Source organism: Kitasatospora sp. NPDC096204 (assembly GCF_044763205.1).
In the GTDB taxonomy this organism is placed as follows: Bacteria; Actinomycetota; Actinomycetes; order Streptomycetales; family Streptomycetaceae; genus Kitasatospora.
Genome location: NZ_JBIWFT010000021.1, coordinates 140,241 through 157,626, shown reverse-complemented (window position 1 = coordinate 157,626; position 17,386 = coordinate 140,241). Strand labels below are relative to the sequence as shown.

Below are 17,386 nucleotides of genomic sequence, written 5' to 3'. Positions count from 1 at the left end.
TATCGGCACGCCAGGCTCAACGACCGGCACCCCACCGAGGTACCGGTCGCATCACCACATCATCCGAACTCGTTATGTGCGAAGGACGGGGCTAGGGCGGGGCCGTGCTGCCGGGGCCCGCACGGGGCCGGGGGCCGCACGGTCCGGGGCCCGGCACGGCCCCGCACGGCCCTCCGTAGGGACCCTTGCGGCCTCCGTGCGGGCCCGTGGGCCTGCGTGCCGGCCGCCCCGGCGGTGTACCCCGCAGCCCGTCGAGCCGCTTGCGGTACCCTGAGCCCATGCGAACCGTGCGCCTGCTCCTTAGCCGGCCGCGCTGACCAGGACCGGCTGCGCCCTCGGGCGGTGCCGGAGTCGGCGTGGCGTCCCCTCCTGCGAGGGGATTTTTTGTTTTCCGCCCCCGACCCCGTCCCGGGCCGGGTTTCCGGGCCAACCCCCTGTGCGGTTCGCCAACTGACATCGATGGAGCTTGAAGGACCATGAGCGAGACGACCCCTGCGTCCGGCGCGGCCGAGACCGCGACCGAGCCGTTCCGGTACAGCGCCGCGCTGGCGGCGGAGATCGAGTCCCGCTGGCAGGACATCTGGGAGAAGGAGGGCACCTTCCACGCCCCCAACCCCACCGGTGCGCTGGCCGACCCGGCGGCTGGCGACGTCGCCGCGAAGCCGCACAGCTTCATCATGGACATGTTCCCGTACCCCTCGGGCGCGGGCCTGCACGTCGGCCACCCGCTGGGCTACATCGCCACCGACGTCTTCGCCCGCTACCAGCGGATGACCGGCCACAACGTGCTGCACACGCTGGGCTACGACGCCTTCGGCCTGCCCGCCGAGCAGTACGCGGTGCAGACCGGCACCCACCCGCGGGTCTCCACCGAGGCCAACATCGCCAACATGCGCCAGCAGCTGCGCCGGCTGGGCCTGGGCCACGACCCGCGCCGCTCGATCTCCACGATCGACCCGGAGTACTACCGCTGGACCCAGTGGATCTTCCTGCAGATCTTCAACTCCTGGTACGACGAGGACGCCCGCAAGGCCCGCCCGATCACCGAGCTGGTCGCCGCGTTCGAGTCCGGCGCGCGTGAGGTCCCGGGCGGTCGCGCCTGGGCCGAGCTGTCAGGCGCCGAGCGCGACGAGGTGCTGGGCGAGTACCGGCTGGCCTACGCCAAGGAGGTGCCGGTCAACTGGTGCCCCGGCCTGGGCACCGTGCTGGCCAACGAGGAGGTCACCGCGGACGGCCGCTCCGAGCGCGGCAACTTCCCGGTGTTCAAGTCCAACCTGCGCCAGTGGATGATGCGCATCACCGCGTACTCGGACCGGCTGATCGAGGACCTGGACCTGCTGGACTGGCCCGAGGCCATCAAGCTGCAGCAGCGCAACTGGATCGGGCGCTCCGAGGGCGCCCGGGTCGACTTCGCCGTCGACGGCGGGAAGATCACCGTCTTCACCACCCGGCCCGACACCCTGTTCGGCGCCACCTACATGGTGCTGGCCCCCGAGCACGACCTGGTCGACTCCGTCGTCCCCGCCGCCTGGCCCGAGGACGTGCCCGCCGAGTGGACCGGCGGCGCCGCGACCCCCGCCGAGGCCGTCGCCGCCTACCGCGCCACGGCCGCCGCCAAGTCGGACGTCGAGCGACAGGTCGAGGCCAAGGTCAAGACCGGTGTCTTCACCGGCGCCTACGCCGTCAACCCGGTCAGCGGCGAGTCCGTGCCGGTCTTCATCGCCGACTACGTGCTGATGGGCTACGGCACCGGCGCCATCATGGCCGTCCCCGCCCACGACCACCGCGACTTCGCGTTCGCCCGCGCCTTCGCGCTGCCGATGCGCTGCGTCGTCGAGCCGACGGACGGGCGCGGCTCCGACCCGGCCGAGTGGGACGACGCGTTCGACACCTACGACTCCGTCATCGTCAACTCGGCCCGCTCCGAAGGCGATCCGTCGCTGTCCCTGGACGGGCTGAGCGTCGTCGAGGCCAAGGCCCACGTCACCGCCTGGCTGGCCGAGCGCGGCATCGGCGAGGGCACCGTCAACTACCGCCTGCGCGACTGGCTGTTCAGCCGCCAGCGGTACTGGGGCGAGCCCTTCCCGATCGTCTACGACGAGGACGGCGTCATGCACGCGCTGCCCGAGTCGATGCTGCCGGTCGAGGTCCCCGAGGTCGACGACTACTCGCCGCGCACCTACGACGCGTACGACGCCTCCTCCTCGCCGGAGACCCCGCTGTCCCGCAACGAGGCCTGGGTCAACGTCGAACTGGACCTGGGCGACGGCGTCAGGAAGTACCGCCGCGAGACCAACACCATGCCCAACTGGGCCGGTTCCTGCTGGTACGAGCTGCGCTACGTCGACCCGTCGAACTCCGACGCGGTCGTCGACCCGGCCAACGAGCGGTACTGGCTGGGCCCGACGGAGACCAAGCCGGCCGGTGGCGCCGACCTGTACGTCGGCGGCGCCGAGCACGCCGTGCTGCACCTGCTGTACGCGCGCTTCTGGCACAAGGTGCTGCACGACCTGGGTCACGTCTCGTCCGTCGAGCCGTTCCACAAGCTGTTCAACCAGGGCATGATCACCGCCGACGTCTACCGCGACGAGCGCGGCTTCCCGGTGCCCGCCGCCGAGGTCGAGGAGCGCGACGGCCAGTACTTCTGGCAGGGCGAGCCGGTCAAGCGCGAGGCCGGGAAGATGGGCAAGTCCCTGAAGAACGCCGTCGCGCCGGACGACATCGCCGACGAGTACGGTGCCGACACCCTGCGCCTGTACGAGATGTCGATGGGCCCGCTGGACGTCTCCCGTCCTTGGGACACCCGCGCCGTCGTCGGCTCCTACCGCTTCCTGCAGCGCCTGTGGCGCAACGTCGTCTCGGAGACCACCGGCGAGCTGGTCGTCACCGAGGAGGAGGCGGACGAGGCGACGCTGCGCGCCCTGCACAAGGCGATCGACGGCATCCGCGGCGACATGTCCGGGCTGCGCTTCAACACGGCCGTCGCCAAGGCCATCGAGCTGAACAACTACCTGGTCAAGCGCGGTTCCACGCCGCGGACGGTGGCCGAGCAGCTGGTGCTGATGGTCGCGCCGCTGGCCCCGCACATCGCGGAGGAGCTGTGGCGCCGCCTGGGCCACGGCGACTCGCTGGCGCACACCGACTACCCGGTCGCCGACCCGGCGTACGTGGTCGACGAGACGGTGACCTGCGTGGTCCAGATCAAGGGCAAGGTCAAGGCGCGGCTGGAGGTCTCGCCGGGCATCTCGGACGCCGAGCTGGAGGCGCTGGCGCTGGCGGAGCCGGTGGTCGTCGCGGCGATCGGCGGGGCCGAGGTGCGGAAGGTGATCGCGCGGGCGCCGAAGCTGGTGAACATCGTCACCGGCTGAGTGCGGTCGTCGCCGCGGGGCTCTCGCGGGGTTCCTGAGGGAGCCCCGCGGGAGTTCTCGCGGGCTCTGGTCGGGCGGGTGTCCTTCGGGGCGCCCGCCCGTCCGGCGTTCCACGGGGGCGCGAGGGGTGCTCGCGGGGGTGTTCGCCTTGGTCGGGGCCCTCGGGGAGATCCCGGATCTGACCCTGATCTCCGTCCGCGGGGGCAGCTCGGGCTGCCCTCGGGAGGCTTCCGGGGGCTACCGTGGAACCCTCGGCGATGCGGCCCGCGTTGGGCCCGGTGGGGGCCGGAACGACGGCGGAAGGTGGCGCGCGATGGACGTGTTCGGCGTGATGATCGGCTTGGTCCTGCTCATCGGGGTCGCGGTGATGGCGCTGGCCGTGGTCGGCACCGTCAAGGCCGCCAAGGCCGTCGGCGCGAAGATCGAGAAGCACGAGGCCAACGCCCGTCGGGCCGTGCAGACCGCCACCCTCAAGGCGAAGAAGTACACCACGGTCGGCCCGGCCGCGCAGATCGCCTCCGTCCGGCTCGGCCTGCGGACCTCGCTCGACGGCACCCGGCAGGTGCTGGAGAGCGGCCTCGCACAGGACGGCCAGCTCGGCGAGTCGCTGGCCCTGCTGAAGCGGCTCGACGAGCACGCGGCCGAGCTCGACGGCGAGCTGCGGATGCTGGAGCGCGAGCCCGACACCGCGCGGATCGCCGTCAAGCTGCCCCAGCTGCGCGAGCGGGCCGAGCGGATCACGCACTCGGCGGAGACCATGCGCTGGGCCGCGCAGGACCGGATGCACCGGTTCGCGGAGGACGAGCTGAGCCGGCTGAGCCAGGAGTGCGAGAGCGAGGCGGGGGCGCTGCGGCACTGGGTCGCGGGGGGCGGTTCCGCCGGGAGTGCCTCGGGTGGCTCGGGTGCTGGGCGTATGTCGGGTCCCGCCGGTACGTCGGGGGCCGCGCGTTCTTCGGGGGCGGCCGGTTTCGCGGGTTCCGCGGGTTCTGCGGGATCCGCCGGGGGTGCGGCTCGGGCCGGTCTGACCGACGGGAAGGGGCGCCCGAGCGCGGAGGAGCTGCTCGGGCTCGCCGATCCGCTGGCCAAGCTGGCGCAGCGGCTGCGCAAGCCCTCGGCCGGGCCTTCGACGGGGCCCTCGGTGGGCTGAGCCGGCGGCGCGTCGCGAGGCCTTCGGCCGAGGCCTTCTCCGAGGCCTTCTCCGAGGCCTTCTCCCGAGGCTTTCGACCGGTGCCCGGGCCCGGCACCGCCGTCCCGGACCAGGCGCTGTCCTCCCGGACCGACGGAGAGTAACCTCCGGCTCATGCCCTCCGACCTCGCGATTGTCACCGATTCCACGGCCTATCTGCCGCAGGAGACCCTCGACCGGCACGGGATCACGGTGGTCCCGCTGAGCGTCGCGGTCGGTGACTCCGTCCTGAGCGAGGGCGTCGAGATCTCCCCGAAGGACGTCGCCGAGGCGCTGCGCGGCAAGCAGCGGGTGACCACCTCCCGGCCGAACCCGGAGACCTTCGCCGCCACCTACCGGGCCGCCGCGGAGGCCGGGGCGAAGGGGATCGTCTCGGTGCACATCTCCGGCGAACTGTCCGGCACCGTCGAGGCCGCCCGGCTGGCCGCCGCCGAGGCTCCCGTACCCGTGCGGGTGGTGGACAGCCGGCTGGTCGGGATGGCGCTCGGGTACGGGGTGCTGTCGGCGGCCGAGGCCATCGCGGCCGGGCAAGGCCTGACGGAGGCTGCGGAGGCGGCCGTGCGGCGGGCGGCCGGGACCAGCGGGTTCTTCTACGTCGACACCCTGGAACACCTGCGCCGGGGCGGTCGGATCGGGGCGGCTCGGGCGCTGCTCGGCTCGGCCCTGGCGGTCAAGCCGCTGCTGCACCTGGACGGCGGGCGGATCGAACCGCTGGAGAAGGTGCGGACGGCGTCGCGGGCGATCGCGCGGCTGGAGGAGATCGCGGTCGAGCGGTCGGGGGAGCGGGAGGTCGACATCACCGTGCACCATTTGGCGGCGGAGGACCGGGCCGAACCGCTCGCGGAGCGGCTGCGGGCCCGGGTGCCGGGGCTGCGGGAGCTGTACGTGGGCGAGGTGGGGGCGGTGATCGGCGCGCACGTCGGGCCGGGGCTGCTGGCGGTGGTGGTCGCGCCGCGCTGAGGCGGGCGGTGCTGGTGGTGGGTGGCCTGTCGGCCTGATGGCGGGTGGCCCGTTGGTGGGCCCGTCTGGCCGCTCGGTCAACTTAGGACAGTCCTGTCCGCTCTTGTGAGTGACGCTTTTTGTCCACAACCCCCGGGTTATCCACAGGGTTTCGTCAATTTCCGCGCGCTCGTCCGAGGACTCCTACCGTCCTCGGCATGACGACCATGAGCCTGGGCGCGGCGAAGCGCCACGCGATCAACGAGACGGTGCGGCTGCGGATGGCCGCGCTGCTGCCGATGGGTGACGAGCCGGAGGGCAGCTCGGCCGGCGGTTCGCCCGGGGCGGCCTCACTGCCGACGGGGGCGCGGCCTGCGGCTGCCACCGGGCCGCCGTCGATGTCGCCGTCGCCGTCGATGTCGCCATCGGCGGTGCCGTTGGCGTCAGCGGCACCGGCCGGAATGCCGGTTTCGCCGGACGGGGGCGGCCTGCCGGAGCAGGGCGAGGCCGTGGAGCCGGCGGAGGCCGGGGCACATCCGCGGCCCCGTTCGTTCCCCTCGTTCGCCTCGGCGCTGGCGCTCGACCGGCGTGCGGTGGCCGGGCTGGCCATCCTGCTGCTGTTCGCGGTCGGCTACGCCGTGCAGCACTTCTGGCTGGCCCGCCCGCAGACGGTCGCGGTGCCCGCGCTGGCAGCGGTCGCGGCACCGGCGGGGTCCGATTCGTCAGTCCCCGCCGACGCTTCTGCCGCCGATTCCAGGGCCGGGCCCGCGCCCGTAGCCTCGACCGTCCCCGGTACCGGGGCGGCGGCCGTCGTCGTGGACATCGGCGGGCGGGTCCACCTCCCCGGCCTCCACACCCTGCCCGGCGGCTCCCGGGTGGCCGACGCGCTGCGGGCGGCAGGCGGTCCGCTGCCGGACACGGACACCCGAAGCCTCAACCTGGCCCGTGTTCTGACGGACGGCGAGCAGATCCTGGTCGGAGAACAGCAGCCCGCTCCCGCCCCGGCCGCCGTGAGCGGCAGCGGACCTCCTGGGTCCGCCGTGCCCCGACCACCCGTCAGCCTCAACCGCGCCACGCTGGAACAGCTCGATTCCCTGCCCGGCGTCGGCCCCACTCTCGCCCAGCGCATCCTCGCCTACCGCACCTCGCACGGCTCCTTCCGCTCCCTCGACCAACTCCGGCAGGTCAGCGGCATCGGCGCCCGAACGTACGCGGAACTCCGCCCGCTGCTGACGCTCTGACGCTTCCACTGCTGTCGCCCCGCCCGTTCCCCCTGCCCGCTTGCCCAGCCATCGAAGGGAGGTACCGCCGTGTCCGTCGCCACCATGCCGGTCGGCCCGGCCGCCGCACCCCGGTCTCCGGGAGCCGACTTCCGGCTTCTGCTGCCCGCCGTCTCGGCCTGGGCGGTCACGGCGGCGCTCCTGCGGTTGGAACCGGGGTACGAGTCCCTCGTCATCACCGTGGCCGGCACTGCCGCGCTCGCGGCCGTCCTGCTGCTCACCAGGCCGGGAGCCCTGCGCCGGCACGGGGCCGCGGCGACGCTGGCCGCCGTCCTGCTCACGGGCGCGGCGGCCGCGATCGCCACCCCGCTGCACACCGCCGATCTTCACCGGGGGCCGCTACCGGCGCTCGCCCGTGCGTCCATGGCCGCCGGACCACGAACGCCGGGCGCGTCCGCTCCGGTGGTGGACGTGGAGCTGACCGTCGCCGGGGATCCGAAGATCCACACCTCCCGGGGCGGCATCGTCGGCGGGCAGAGGCTCCTCACCGTGGACGCGGTGGCCGACCGCGTCACCCCGCTCCCGGACGGGCGGAGCACCCGCACGCGTACACCGGTGACCGTCATGGCCCGAGGGGCGGAGAGCGAGCCCTGGCGGCGGCTGCTCCCGTCCCAGCGGCTGGCCGCGGAGGCCGAGGTGCGGCCGGCGGGGGAGGGCCACGACGGCGAGTCCGCCGCACTGCTGGTCGTCCACGGGCCGCCCCGGCAACTGGCCCCACCGAGCCTGCCGCAGCGGATCGCCGGCCGGCTGCGCGAAGGCCTGCGCGCGGCCACCGACGGGCTTCCCGCGGACGCGCGCGGACTCCTCCCGGGGCTGGTCGTCGGCGACACCTCGCGGCTGCCCGACGACCTCGACGACGCCTTCCGGGCCACCGACCTGGTCCATCTGGTGGCGGTCAGCGGGGCCAACCTGGCGATCGTCCTCGGTGCGCTGCTGGGCGCGCCCGGGCAGGCCGGTACCCCGGAGCGGCGCGGGCTGGCCGCGCTGCTGGGGCTGTCGCTGCGCACCGGTGCGCTGCTGGGCACCGCGCTGACGCTGGCCTTCGTCACCGTCTGCCGTCCTGAGCCCAGCGTGCTGCGGGCAGCCGGGACGGGGCTGATCGGCATGCTGGCCCTGGCCACCGGCCGTCCCCGCAAGGCGGTGCCCGCGCTCGCCGGAGCGGTCCTGGTGCTGGTCCTGCTGGACCCGTTCCTGGCGCGCTCGTTCGGTTTCCTGCTCTCGGTGCTCGCCACCGCCGGGCTGCTCGTCCTCGGACCGCACTGGGCCGAGGCCCTGCGGGCCCGGCGCTGGCCGCACCACCTGGCGGGCGCGCTCGCGGCAGCGGCGGCCGCCCAGGCGCTGTGCGCTCCGGTGACGGTGGTGCTGTCCGGGCACATCAGCCTGGTCGGCATTCCCTGCAACCTGCTGGCCGAGCTGGCGGTGGCCCCGGCGACACTGCTCGGCTTCGGGGTGCTCGCCCTGGAACCGCTCCTTCCGGCCCTGGCCCGTCTGCTGGCGGAACCGGCCGGGGTGCCGGCCGGCTGGCTCGCCCTGGTGGCGCGACGCGGCGCTGAAGTGCCGGGCGGCCAACTGGCGTGGCCGGGTGGGTGGTTCGGAACGGCGACGGTCGCGCTGGCCGTCCTGGCGACCTGCTGGGCGGCGCCGCTCCTGCTGCCCCGGCGGTCGGAACCGGGAAACCCCGCGCCCAAGCGGCGGCGCTGGGCCCGGGCCCTGGTGACGGGGGCGCTGACGGCGGTCCTGCTGGCCGTGCTGCTGCGCCCGCCACAACTCACCCGGATCGCCACCGGCTGGCCACCGCCGGGGTGGCGACTGGTGGTGTGCGACGTCGGGCAGGGGGACATGTTGGCCCTGTCGACCGGCGTGCCGGACAGCGCGGTGGTGATCGATGCCGGTCCGGACCCGAACGCCGCGGACAGATGCCTGCGCGACCTCGGCATCACGACGGTGCCCTTACTGCTGCTGACGCACTTCCACGCCGACCACGTCGAGGGCGTGCCAGGGGTGTTGCGGGGGCGCAGGGTCGGCGCGGTCGAGGGCACCACGCTGGACGACCCGCCGGCCGAGGCCGCCCGAGTGGCGGGTTGGGTCGCAGGTGCCGGTCTCCGATTGCTCAGAGCCGGTCGGGGCGAACGGCGCTCGGCCGGCCAAGAGTTGGCCTGGGAGGTGGTGTGGCCCGTCCCCGACGCGGCTGTCGAAGCGCCGGGCCCGAACAACGCAAGCGTCGCATTGATGGTGTCACTGACAGGAGGACTACGGATGGCACTGCTCGGAGATCTCGAACCGCAGGCCCAGTCGGCGCTGTTGGGCCGGGTGGGGAGGGTGGACGTCATGAAGGTGGCGCATCACGGATCGGCCTACCAGGACTGGGACTTGGCGGGTGCGCTGCGGCCCCGGCTGGCCCTGGTCTCCTGCGGTGAGGGCAACCCGTACGGCCACCCGTCCCCGAGGACGGTCGACCACCTGCGCGCACTCGGCGCCACTGTGCTGCGGACCGACCGAGAGGGGGACATCGCGGTGACGGGCGACTCCCCGGCCACCCTCGGCGCCGCGGTCCACCCCCAGCCCACCCACGCGGCCCGCCACCCGCGCCACCACGGCGGGCCCGGCGGGGGTGGCGGGCACTCCCGTGAAGCCCACAGTCCCGAAGCCCACAGCCCCGAAGCTCATGCCCGTGAAGCCCGCACCCCCGAAGCCCAAGCCCTCGCCCACGCCCACCCTGGGCAGACCCCTGCCGCCCCCCGAGCCCCGCCTCAGTGACCCCCGCGCTCTCCTCCTCCCACCAACCACGTGGGGCAGGGGAATGGGGTAGGGGGTTGGTGGGAGGAGTGGAGAGGAGCGGGAGCGGGGCCAGCAGAAACGTTCCGGCGCGCTCCGGGCAGGCCCGGAGCGCGCCGGAGAAAACGCCACAAGCCCAAGGTGAAGGGCAGCCCGCAGCCGGGTGCCGCAGGACCGCGCGACGCCATGCGCGAAGCCATGCGCGAAGCCATGCGCGAAGCCATGCGGGAATCGGTCGCGGCGTGCTCCGGGCCCGGCCCGGAGCACGCCGCGAAGAGCCTCATCCCTTGGAGCCCGGCCCGGGGGCAGAGCGCCGCGGCACTCCAGGGCAGCAGAGGTGAGGGCCCTGGATCCGCGGTTCAGACCGTGCGGGGGAGTGGTCGCCTGGGTGCCCCTGGTCTCCCGCGCCTCTGATCCGGAAGGCGCCGGGCACCGGCCCTGCTGCTCTCAGGCGTCCTCGCGCCAGCCCTCGTAGCCGGCCGCGAGGGTGTCGAGGGCGTGGAGCAGTGCGGGCGTCCAGCCGTTCTCCGGGGCTTCGGCCACGATCAGCCACTGGGCGTCCTCGGCGTCGTCCTCGCCCGCGAGCGCGTCGCGGACGACTTCGAGCTCGCCGAGGTCGGGCTGGGTGGCGCCGAGCTCCTCGGCGGCTTCCTCGGCGGTGTCGCGGTCGGGCAGGACGAGCAGTTGCCGGGCGTACGGGTCGTCGACGTCCGGGAGATCGGTGGTGCTGTTCTCGGTCACCCCGTCATTGTCCAGGTCGGGCCGCCCGCTGCGTCGGGCGGGAGCGCCAGCGGTCCGTCGGGAGTGTCCGCGGACCGTGGGATGCTGGTACGCGATGGCCAGGAAGAGTGCACCCGACGACCTGCTCGCCCCGCTGACCCTCGCGGTCGGCCAGGAGGAGCTGCTGCTGGACCGTGCGGTCGCCCAGGTGGTGGCGGCGGCGAAGGCGGCGGACCCGGACACCGACGTGCGGGACCTGCCCCCCGGCGGCCTGCAGCCGGGCAGCCTGGCGGAGCTGACCACACCGTCGCTGTTCGCCGAGCGCAAGGTGATCGTGGTCCGGGCCGCGCAGGACCTCTCCGCCGACTCCGTGAAGGAGGTCAAGGCGTACATCGAGGCCCCGGCCGAGGAAGTGATCATGGTGCTGGTGCACGCCGGCGGCGCCAAGGGCAAGGGGCTGCTGGACGCCGGGCGCAAGGCCGGCGGGCGCGAGGTGGCCTGCGCCAAGCTGGCCAAGGCGAGCGAGCGGCTGGCCTTCGTCAAGGGCGAGTTCCGCACCCTGGGCCGCTCGGCGACCCCGGAGGCCTGCCAGGCGCTGCTCGACGCGCTCGGCAGCGACCTGCGCGAGCTGGCGGCCGCCTGCCACCAGCTGACCTCGGACGTCGAGGGCACGATCGACGAGACGGTGGTGGCCCGCTACTACAGCGGCCGCGCCGAGGCGACCGGCTTCGAGGTGGCGGACCTGGCCGTCACCGGCCGGGCCGCGGAGGCGCTGGAGCGGCTGCGCTGGGCGCTGGCCGTCGGCCAGCCGCCGACCGGCATCACCTACGCGCTGGCCTCCGGGGTGCGCAGCATCGGCCGGCTGGCGAGCGCCGGGCGGAACATGCGTCCGGGTGACCTGGCGCGCGAGCTGGGCATGCCGCCGTGGAAGGTCGACCGGGTCCGCCAGCAGATGCGCGGCTGGACGGGTGACGGCGTGGCCACCGCGTTGACCGCGATCGCCCAGGCCGACGCCGCCGTCAAGGGCGGCTCGGACGACCCGGCCTACGCCCTGGAGCGCGCGGTGGTCGCCGTCGCCCGGGCCGCCCGGGCGGGCTCCCGGCCCGCCTACTGACCGGCCCGCCTGTCGGCACCGGGGGCGCCCGCCTGTCGGCCTGCCCGTCCGCCGGAGTCCGAGAGCGGCTCACGCCCGGAAGCGGCCGACGTACGGCGCGGCGAGGCCCGGGCCTACTTCTTCATGGCCCGCACGGCGTCCTGCCCGTCGGACTGGAGGGCGCCGCGCAGCTCCTCCCTGGACGGTGGCTTGCCCTTGCCCTCGGTGTAGCTGGCCGTGTAGTTGATGTAGTACGTCATCCCGCCGTCGAGGATGTCCAGCTCGGCGTAGACGCTGTGGTACTGGCCCGAGCCGTCGTCCTTGTACAGGAAGTACGCCTCCTCGCCGATCCCCGCGATGTCGGTGACCTGGTAGCCGCGCGCCCGGTAGAGCTCCTTGTTGGCCGCCAGCTCGGGCGCCGGGTTGACCGCCTTGTGCAGGTCGGCGCGCATGTAGAGGTTGGCGTACTCGCTGTCGCTGCCACCGGTGCGCTTGAGCGACATCGAGCAGTTCATGCTGTCCAGCGCCGGGTGCCGGTCGGTGTGGTGGGTCGGCGCGGAGCTGTCCGAGACGGAGTACGTCTGGAGGAGCTTGGTGGGCTTCCCGGTGGTGCAGAAGTCGTCGGAGAGGTGGTAGCCGCGCAGGCCGCGCGGCGAGGAGTCGCTGCTGACCAGGCCGGGGATCGCCATCACGGCGGCGGCCCAGCCGGCCGAGACGATCACCGCGCCGACGAACGCCCAGACGGCGTTGCGCCGCAGGTTCCCACTCCTCGCGGGGGCGGCTCCCGGGGGCATTCCGGAGACGGGGGCCATGCCGGGTGCGGTGGGCAGCCCAGGCGGCGGTCCGAAGCCGCCGGCTCCCGCCGGTCCCGGAGCCCCCGGAGCCCCCGGAGCCCCGAGAGCCCCCGGTGCGGGCTGCGCGCCCCCGCCCGGCTGCTGCGGCGGGAAGCCGTATCCGGGTCCGTTCTGTGCCGGTGGCGGCGGCGGTGGCGTCGTCATGGAAGTCCCCCTGAACCTGGCGCCGGAGTGCTCCCCGCACCCCGGTCGAACCTGACCGACCATAGCGGCCGGACCGCGAAACGCGACAGGCGCCGCAGTGGCCTCCGGAGAGGAGGCCGACTGCGGCGCCTGCCGCATTGCTTCGTTGCACCGCACCCGCGTGGCGAACGCAGGCCGCGTGCGGTGCGAGTCTTACGCGCCTCGGGGTCCGGGTAGAGGGCCGGTCGACCCGAAGCGGTGGGGGCACAGCCCCCAGGGGCGTCAGGCCTGGACGGCCGCGTTGACGCGCTTGGTGATGGCCGACTTCTTGTTGGCGGCCTGGTTGGCGTGGATGACGCCCTTGCTCACGGCCTTGTCCAGCGCCTTGGAGGCGGCGCGGGCCAGCACGGTGGCCTTCTCGGTCTCGCCGGCGGCAGCGGCCTCACGGGCCTTGCGCAGAGCGGTCTTCAGCGAGGACTTGACGGCCTTGTTGCGCAGGCGCGCCTTCTCGTTGGTCTTGTTGCGCTTGATCTGGGACTTGATGTTCGCCACGAAGGAGCCTCAGTCTGTCTGAAAGATTTGAACGGGGTCACACCCGGCGGCCTTCGGTCCAGCTGAGAGGGCATGCCGAGGCCAGGTGCAGCAGCCCACGCTACCAGGGGCCCGCTGCGCACCCCAAACCGGCCGCCCGCGGAAGGCCCCTCCCGGCGCCCGACCGGGGCCCGCACAGCGCCCGACCGGGCCCCTCCCGTGCCCGACCGGCAGCCCACCCCGTGCTCGTGGGAAGATGGGAGGAACTATTTCGATCGGACGAGACTGTCCGGTCCCCGGGAAAACCGGTCAGCGATGACCCGGACACCCCCGGCCCCGGACCAACGGAGAATCGGACCAAGGTGCCCGCGACCCCCAGCAATGTGCCAGAGCCCAGCCGTACCGACCCGGCGCTGATCCGCAACTTCTGCATCATCGCCCACATCGACCACGGCAAGTCGACGCTCGCAGACCGGATGCTGCAGATCACCGGCGTCGTCGACCCCCGGCAGATGCGCGCCCAGTACCTCGACCGCATGGACATCGAGCGTGAGCGCGGCATCACCATCAAGTCGCAGGCGGTCCGCCTCCCGTGGGCGCCGAAGACCGGGCCGAACGCCGGGACGACGCACATCCTCAACATGATCGACACCCCCGGCCACGTGGACTTCACGTACGAGGTGTCCCGTTCCCTCGCCGCGTGCGAGGGCACCATCCTGGTGGTCGACGCGGCCCAGGGCATCGAGGCGCAGACCCTCGCCAACCTGTACCTGGCGCTGGAGAACGACCTCACGATCATCCCGGTCCTCAACAAGATCGACCTGCCGGCCGCCCAGCCGGAGAAGTACGCCGCCGAGATCGCCCACATCATCGGCTGCGACCCCTCCGACGTGCTCCAGGTCAGCGCCAAGACCGGCCTGGGCGTCGAGGACCTGCTCGACCACATCGTCAACACCATCCCGGCCCCGGTCGGCGTCAAGGACGCCCCGGCCCGCGCGATGATCTTCGACTCGGTGTACGACTCGTACCGCGGCGTGGTCACCTACGTCCGTGTCGTCGACGGCCAGCTCACCAAGCGCGAGCGCATCTCGATGATGTCCACCGGCGCCACCCACGAGTTGCTGGAGATCGGCGTCATCTCGCCCGAGCCGAAGGTCGCTGACGGCCTCGGTGTCGGCGAGGTGGGCTACATCATCACCGGTGTGAAGGACGTCCGGCAGTCCAAGGTCGGTGACACGATCACCTCGATGCACAAGGGTGCCACCGAGCCGCTCGGCGGCTACAAGGACCCGCGCCCGATGGTGTTCTCCGGCCTCTACCCGCTGGACGGCTCGGACTACCCGCTGCTGCGCGACGCCCTGGACAAGCTGCGGCTCAACGACGCCGCCCTGGTGTACGAGCCGGAGACCTCGGTCGCGCTCGGCTTCGGCTACCGCTGTGGCTTCCTCGGCCTGCTGCACCTGGAGATCATCCGGGAGCGCCTGGAGCGCGAGTTCAACCTCGACCTGATCTCCACCGCCCCGAACGTGGTCTACCGGGTGATCATGGAGGACGGCAGCGAGCACACCGTCACCAACCCGAGCGAGTTCCCGGTCGGCAAGATCGCCGAGGTGTACGAGCCGGTCGTGCGCGGCACCATCCTCGCGCCCAACGAGTTCGTCGGCGCGATCATGGAGCTCTGCCAGTCCCGCCGCGGCAACCTCCAGGGCATGGACTACCTGTCCGAGGACCGGGTCGAGCTGCGCTACACCCTGCCGCTCGCGGAGATCGTCTTCGACTTCTTCGACCAGCTGAAGTCCAAGACCCGCGGCTACGCCTCGCTGGACTACGAGCCCATCGGCGAGCAGACTGCCCAGCTGGTCAAGGTCGACATCCTGCTGCACGGCGACGCGGTGGACGCCTTCTCCGCGATCGTCCACAAGGACAAGGCCTACAACTACGGCGTCATGATGGCGGGCAAGCTCCAGAAGCTCATCCCCCGCCAGCAGTTCGAGGTGCCGATCCAGGCGGCCATCGGCTCCCGGGTGATCGCCCGCGAGACGGTCCGCGCGATCCGCAAGGACGTCCTCGCCAAGTGCTACGGCGGTGACATCTCCCGTAAGCGGAAGCTGCTGGAGAAGCAGAAGGAAGGCAAGAAGCGGATGAAGATGGTCGGCCGCGTGGAGGTCCCGCAGGAGGCCTTCATCGCCGCGCTGTCCACCGACGCCGAGCCGCCGAAGGAGAAGAAGTAACGGCGGCGGGCGGCGACGCGCGCCGGAAGGGCCCGGGCACCCGCCCGGGCCCTTCCGGCGTTTCCGGGGCCCCTCCGCCCGCGCCCGTCCGGCGGGCTACTTCAGGCTGTTGAGCACCACGGTGACGATCGCCGCCTTCGCCAGCCGCCCGGCGGTGCCGGTGAACACGGTGGGCCGCATCGAGTCGTCCGGGCGGACCACCTGGAGCAGCCCGTCCCGCCGGCCGAGGCTCACGCACTGCACCACGTACCGGAACGAGAACGGGTCCGAGGTGCGCCCCGCCAGCAGCTTGCCGAGGTACTGGCCCTGCGGCAGGGCGGTGGCGCAGCCCATCCGCAGGGTGCCGACGCCGGGGACGGTGACGGCGGCGGCGTCGCCGATCACATGGACGTCCGGGTGGGAGACCGACCGCAGGTGGTCGTCCACCAGGGCCCGGCCGCGCTCGTCCACGGCCAGTCCGGCCTCGGCGGCCAGCGGGTGCGGCTCCAGCGAGGCCGCCCAGACGGTGAGGTCGGCGTCGACCGGGCCGGCGGTGGTGCGCAGCCCGTCCGGGGTGACCTCGGTGACGGTGGCGTTCTCGTGGACGGTCACGCCGAGCCGGGCGAGGACGCGCCGGACGTGGGCCCGGCCCTTGGCCGAGTAGATGCCGCCGACCAGGCCGGAGGCGACGATCCGCACCTGCAGGTCCGGATGGGCCTCGGCGAGTTCGGTGGCCAGTTCGATGCCGGTGGCGCCGCCGCCGACCACGGCGAGGGTGCCGGGCCGGTCGGTCGCGCCGATCCGGCGGCGCAGTTCGTCGGCGCGCTCCGCCGAGTAGGCGAGCTGTTCGGCGCCGGGGACGCCGTGCCAGGCGGTGCGGCTGCCGAGGGCGTGGACCAGGGTGTCGTACGCGAGGGTGCTGCCGTCGTCCAGCTGGACCCTGTGCGCGGCCAGGTCGAGTCCGACGGCCCGGGCCCGGCGGTGGGTGACCCGGCCGCCGCGGGTGAGTTCGCCGATGGTGGGCCAGTCGCGGCCGCGGCCGGCCGCGGTCTCGTGCCGGCGGATGCGGTGCAGGATCCGCTCCTCGGGGGCGACCAGGGTGACGGCGTGCTGCCGTGCGGCGCCCTTGGCCGCGGTGAGCCCGGCGTAGCCGGCGCCCAGTACGACGATCCGCTGCCCGGTGGTGGTGCTGCTCATCTCGTCCGCCTCCTCGCGAGGGCGCTCCGGTGGAGCGCTGTTCGGGAAGGGGACGACGCGGCCGGCCGGGGTGTGACCGTGACCCGTGTCACAGCTCCACGGCGGGGATGCGGGCGAGCTTCTCGGGGTTGACCACGACGTACGCCTCGGTGATCCGGCCGTCGGCCACGGTGAAGGCCAGGACGCCGCCGACCGCGCCGGTGGCCCGGTCGTACCAGACCAGTCCGGGCTCGCCGTTGACCACCGCGCCGGTGGTGTCCAGGTCGGGGGTGAGCCACTTGGCGACCAGGCCGGCGACCATCCGGGCGACCCGGTCGGCGCCGTGGATCGGGCGGACCCCGGCGCGGACGATGCCACCGCCGTCGGAGTGCCAGACCACGTCGGGGTCGAGGATCTCCATCAGGGCGAGGATGTCGCCGCGGGTGCTGGCGGCGGCGAAGGCCTCGACGGCCTGGCGGTGCTCGGCCCGGTCGGCCCCGCCGGTGCGCCGGGGGCGCTCCTGTGTCCGGCCGCCGTCGCGGACCCGGCGGCGGGCCCGGGAGGCGAGCTGCCGGGCGGCGTCGGGGGTGCGTTCCAGGGAGGTGCCGATCTCCTCGAAGCCGACCGCGAAGACGTCGTGCAGCACGAAGGCGGCCCGTTCGGCGGGGGTGAGCTGCTCCAGCACGGCGAGCAGGGCGAGCGAGACGGACTCGCCGCGTTCGGCCAGCTCGGCGGGGGAGTCGGGGCCGTCGGTGTAGGTGACGGCCGGTTCGGGCAGCCACTCGCCGTAGTAGGCCTCGCGGCGGGCGCGGGCGGAGCCCAGCTGGTCGTAGCAGAGCCGGGTGACGACGGTGGTGAGGAAGGCGCGCGGGTCGGCGACGGCGGTGCGGTCGGCGGCCTGCCAGCGCAGCCAGGCGTCCTGGAGGACGTCCTCGGCGTCGGTGAACGAGCCGAGCAGCCGGTAGGCGACCGAGCCGAGGTAGCGGCGGTTCGCCTCGAAGGCGTCCGTGCCACCCGGAGCGTCCGGAGTGCCGGGGCCGCCCGGAGCGCCGGAGGAGTCCGGGCCGTCCGGGCCGTCCGGGGCCTGGTCGTCGATCACCGGCCCAAGGTAGCGCGCGGTGCCCGGGGCGT

At 73.5% G+C, this 17,386-nt stretch carries 12 protein-coding genes; 7 read left to right on the top strand and 5 right to left on the bottom strand.

Annotated elements, in window-relative coordinates; genetic code table 11:
* The first annotated feature begins 476 nt into the window (after positions 1-476).
* The 5 genes from leuS (at position 477) to ACIQ87_RS23615 (ending at position 9,530) form a co-directional block, all read left to right on the top strand.
* Positions 477-3,368 carry a leucine--tRNA ligase gene (leuS, locus tag ACIQ87_RS23635; RefSeq protein WP_402409810.1) on the top strand — a complete coding sequence of 964 codons (2,892 nt, stop codon included), beginning with the start codon at positions 477-479 and terminating at the stop codon, positions 3,366-3,368.
* A gap of 313 nt (positions 3,369-3,681) precedes the next feature.
* Positions 3,682-4,515 (top strand): hypothetical protein, encoded by an 834-nt coding sequence (locus tag ACIQ87_RS23630; protein ID WP_402409808.1) that lies wholly within the window; start codon positions 3,682-3,684, stop codon positions 4,513-4,515.
* A 153-nt stretch (positions 4,516-4,668) separates the two neighbouring features.
* A complete protein-coding gene (locus ACIQ87_RS23625; protein ID WP_402409807.1) occupies positions 4,669-5,514 on the top strand; it encodes a DegV family protein in 846 nt (281 codons plus the stop codon).
* A 197-nt stretch (positions 5,515-5,711) separates the two neighbouring features.
* Positions 5,712-6,734 (top strand): helix-hairpin-helix domain-containing protein, encoded by a 1,023-nt coding sequence (locus ACIQ87_RS23620; protein ID WP_402409805.1) that lies wholly within the window; start codon positions 5,712-5,714, stop codon positions 6,732-6,734.
* Positions 6,735-6,803: 69 nt separating this feature from the next.
* Positions 6,804-9,530 (top strand): ComEC/Rec2 family competence protein, encoded by a 2,727-nt coding sequence (locus ACIQ87_RS23615; RefSeq protein WP_402409804.1) that lies wholly within the window; start codon positions 6,804-6,806, stop codon positions 9,528-9,530.
* 465 nt (positions 9,531-9,995) lie between these two features.
* On the opposite strand, the gene ACIQ87_RS23610 is transcribed toward ACIQ87_RS23615, so the two are convergent.
* On the bottom strand, positions 9,996-10,289 hold the full coding sequence (locus ACIQ87_RS23610; protein WP_402409803.1) for a hypothetical protein: 294 nt from the start codon (positions 10,287-10,289) through the stop codon (positions 9,996-9,998).
* 94 nt (positions 10,290-10,383) lie between these two features.
* On the opposite strand from ACIQ87_RS23610, the gene holA reads away from it, so the two are divergent.
* Positions 10,384-11,382, top strand: coding sequence for a DNA polymerase III subunit delta (gene holA, locus ACIQ87_RS23605; protein WP_402409802.1), 999 nt, complete (start codon positions 10,384-10,386; stop codon positions 11,380-11,382).
* 113 nt (positions 11,383-11,495) lie between these two features.
* Here the strand turns inward: holA and ACIQ87_RS23600 are convergent, their stop codons facing one another.
* Together ACIQ87_RS23600 and rpsT are read right to left on the bottom strand one after the other, a co-directional pair.
* Positions 11,496-12,173 carry a hypothetical protein gene (locus ACIQ87_RS23600; RefSeq protein ID WP_402409800.1) on the bottom strand — a complete coding sequence of 226 codons (678 nt, stop codon included), beginning with the start codon at positions 12,171-12,173 and terminating at the stop codon, positions 11,496-11,498.
* Positions 12,174-12,620: 447 nt separating this feature from the next.
* Positions 12,621-12,890 carry a 30S ribosomal protein S20 gene (gene rpsT / locus ACIQ87_RS23595; protein ID WP_350878230.1) on the bottom strand — a complete coding sequence of 90 codons (270 nt, stop codon included), beginning with the start codon at positions 12,888-12,890 and terminating at the stop codon, positions 12,621-12,623.
* 341 nt (positions 12,891-13,231) lie between these two features.
* Here rpsT and lepA point away from each other — a divergent pair, with 341 nt between their 5' ends.
* Entirely contained in the window at positions 13,232-15,100 is a 1,869-nt protein-coding gene (lepA, locus tag ACIQ87_RS23590) for a translation elongation factor 4 (RefSeq protein WP_402409798.1), read from the top strand.
* Positions 15,101-15,196: 96 nt separating this feature from the next.
* Here lepA and ACIQ87_RS23585 read toward each other — a convergent pair whose 3' ends face one another.
* Both ACIQ87_RS23585 and sigJ read right to left on the bottom strand, forming a co-directional pair.
* Complete coding sequence (locus ACIQ87_RS23585) at positions 15,197-16,276, bottom strand: NAD(P)/FAD-dependent oxidoreductase (RefSeq protein ID WP_402409796.1); 1,080 nt, start codon at positions 16,274-16,276, stop codon at positions 15,197-15,199.
* Between the two features lie 88 nt (positions 16,277-16,364).
* Positions 16,365-17,354 carry an RNA polymerase sigma factor SigJ gene (gene sigJ / locus ACIQ87_RS23580; protein ID WP_402409794.1) on the bottom strand — a complete coding sequence of 330 codons (990 nt, stop codon included), beginning with the start codon at positions 17,352-17,354 and terminating at the stop codon, positions 16,365-16,367.
* Positions 17,355-17,386 lie beyond the last annotated feature (32 nt).

Excerpts from the sequence above, each read along its gene's own strand:
- leuS (WP_402409810.1), top strand. The coding sequence starts at position 477 with ATGAGCGAGACGACCCCTGCGTCCGGCGCGGCCGAGACCGCGACCGAG.
- ACIQ87_RS23630 (WP_402409808.1), top strand. The coding sequence starts at position 3,682 with ATGGACGTGTTCGGCGTGATGATCGGCTTGGTCCTGCTCATCGGGGTC.
- ACIQ87_RS23625 (WP_402409807.1), top strand. The coding sequence starts at position 4,669 with ATGCCCTCCGACCTCGCGATTGTCACCGATTCCACGGCCTATCTGCCG.
- ACIQ87_RS23620 (WP_402409805.1), top strand. The coding sequence starts at position 5,712 with ATGACGACCATGAGCCTGGGCGCGGCGAAGCGCCACGCGATCAACGAG.
- holA (WP_402409802.1), top strand. The coding sequence starts at position 10,384 with ATGGCCAGGAAGAGTGCACCCGACGACCTGCTCGCCCCGCTGACCCTC.
- ACIQ87_RS23600 (WP_402409800.1), bottom strand. The coding sequence starts at position 12,173 with ATGGCCCCCGTCTCCGGAATGCCCCCGGGAGCCGCCCCCGCGAGGAGT.
- ACIQ87_RS23585 (WP_402409796.1), bottom strand. The coding sequence starts at position 16,276 with ATGAGCAGCACCACCACCGGGCAGCGGATCGTCGTACTGGGCGCCGGC.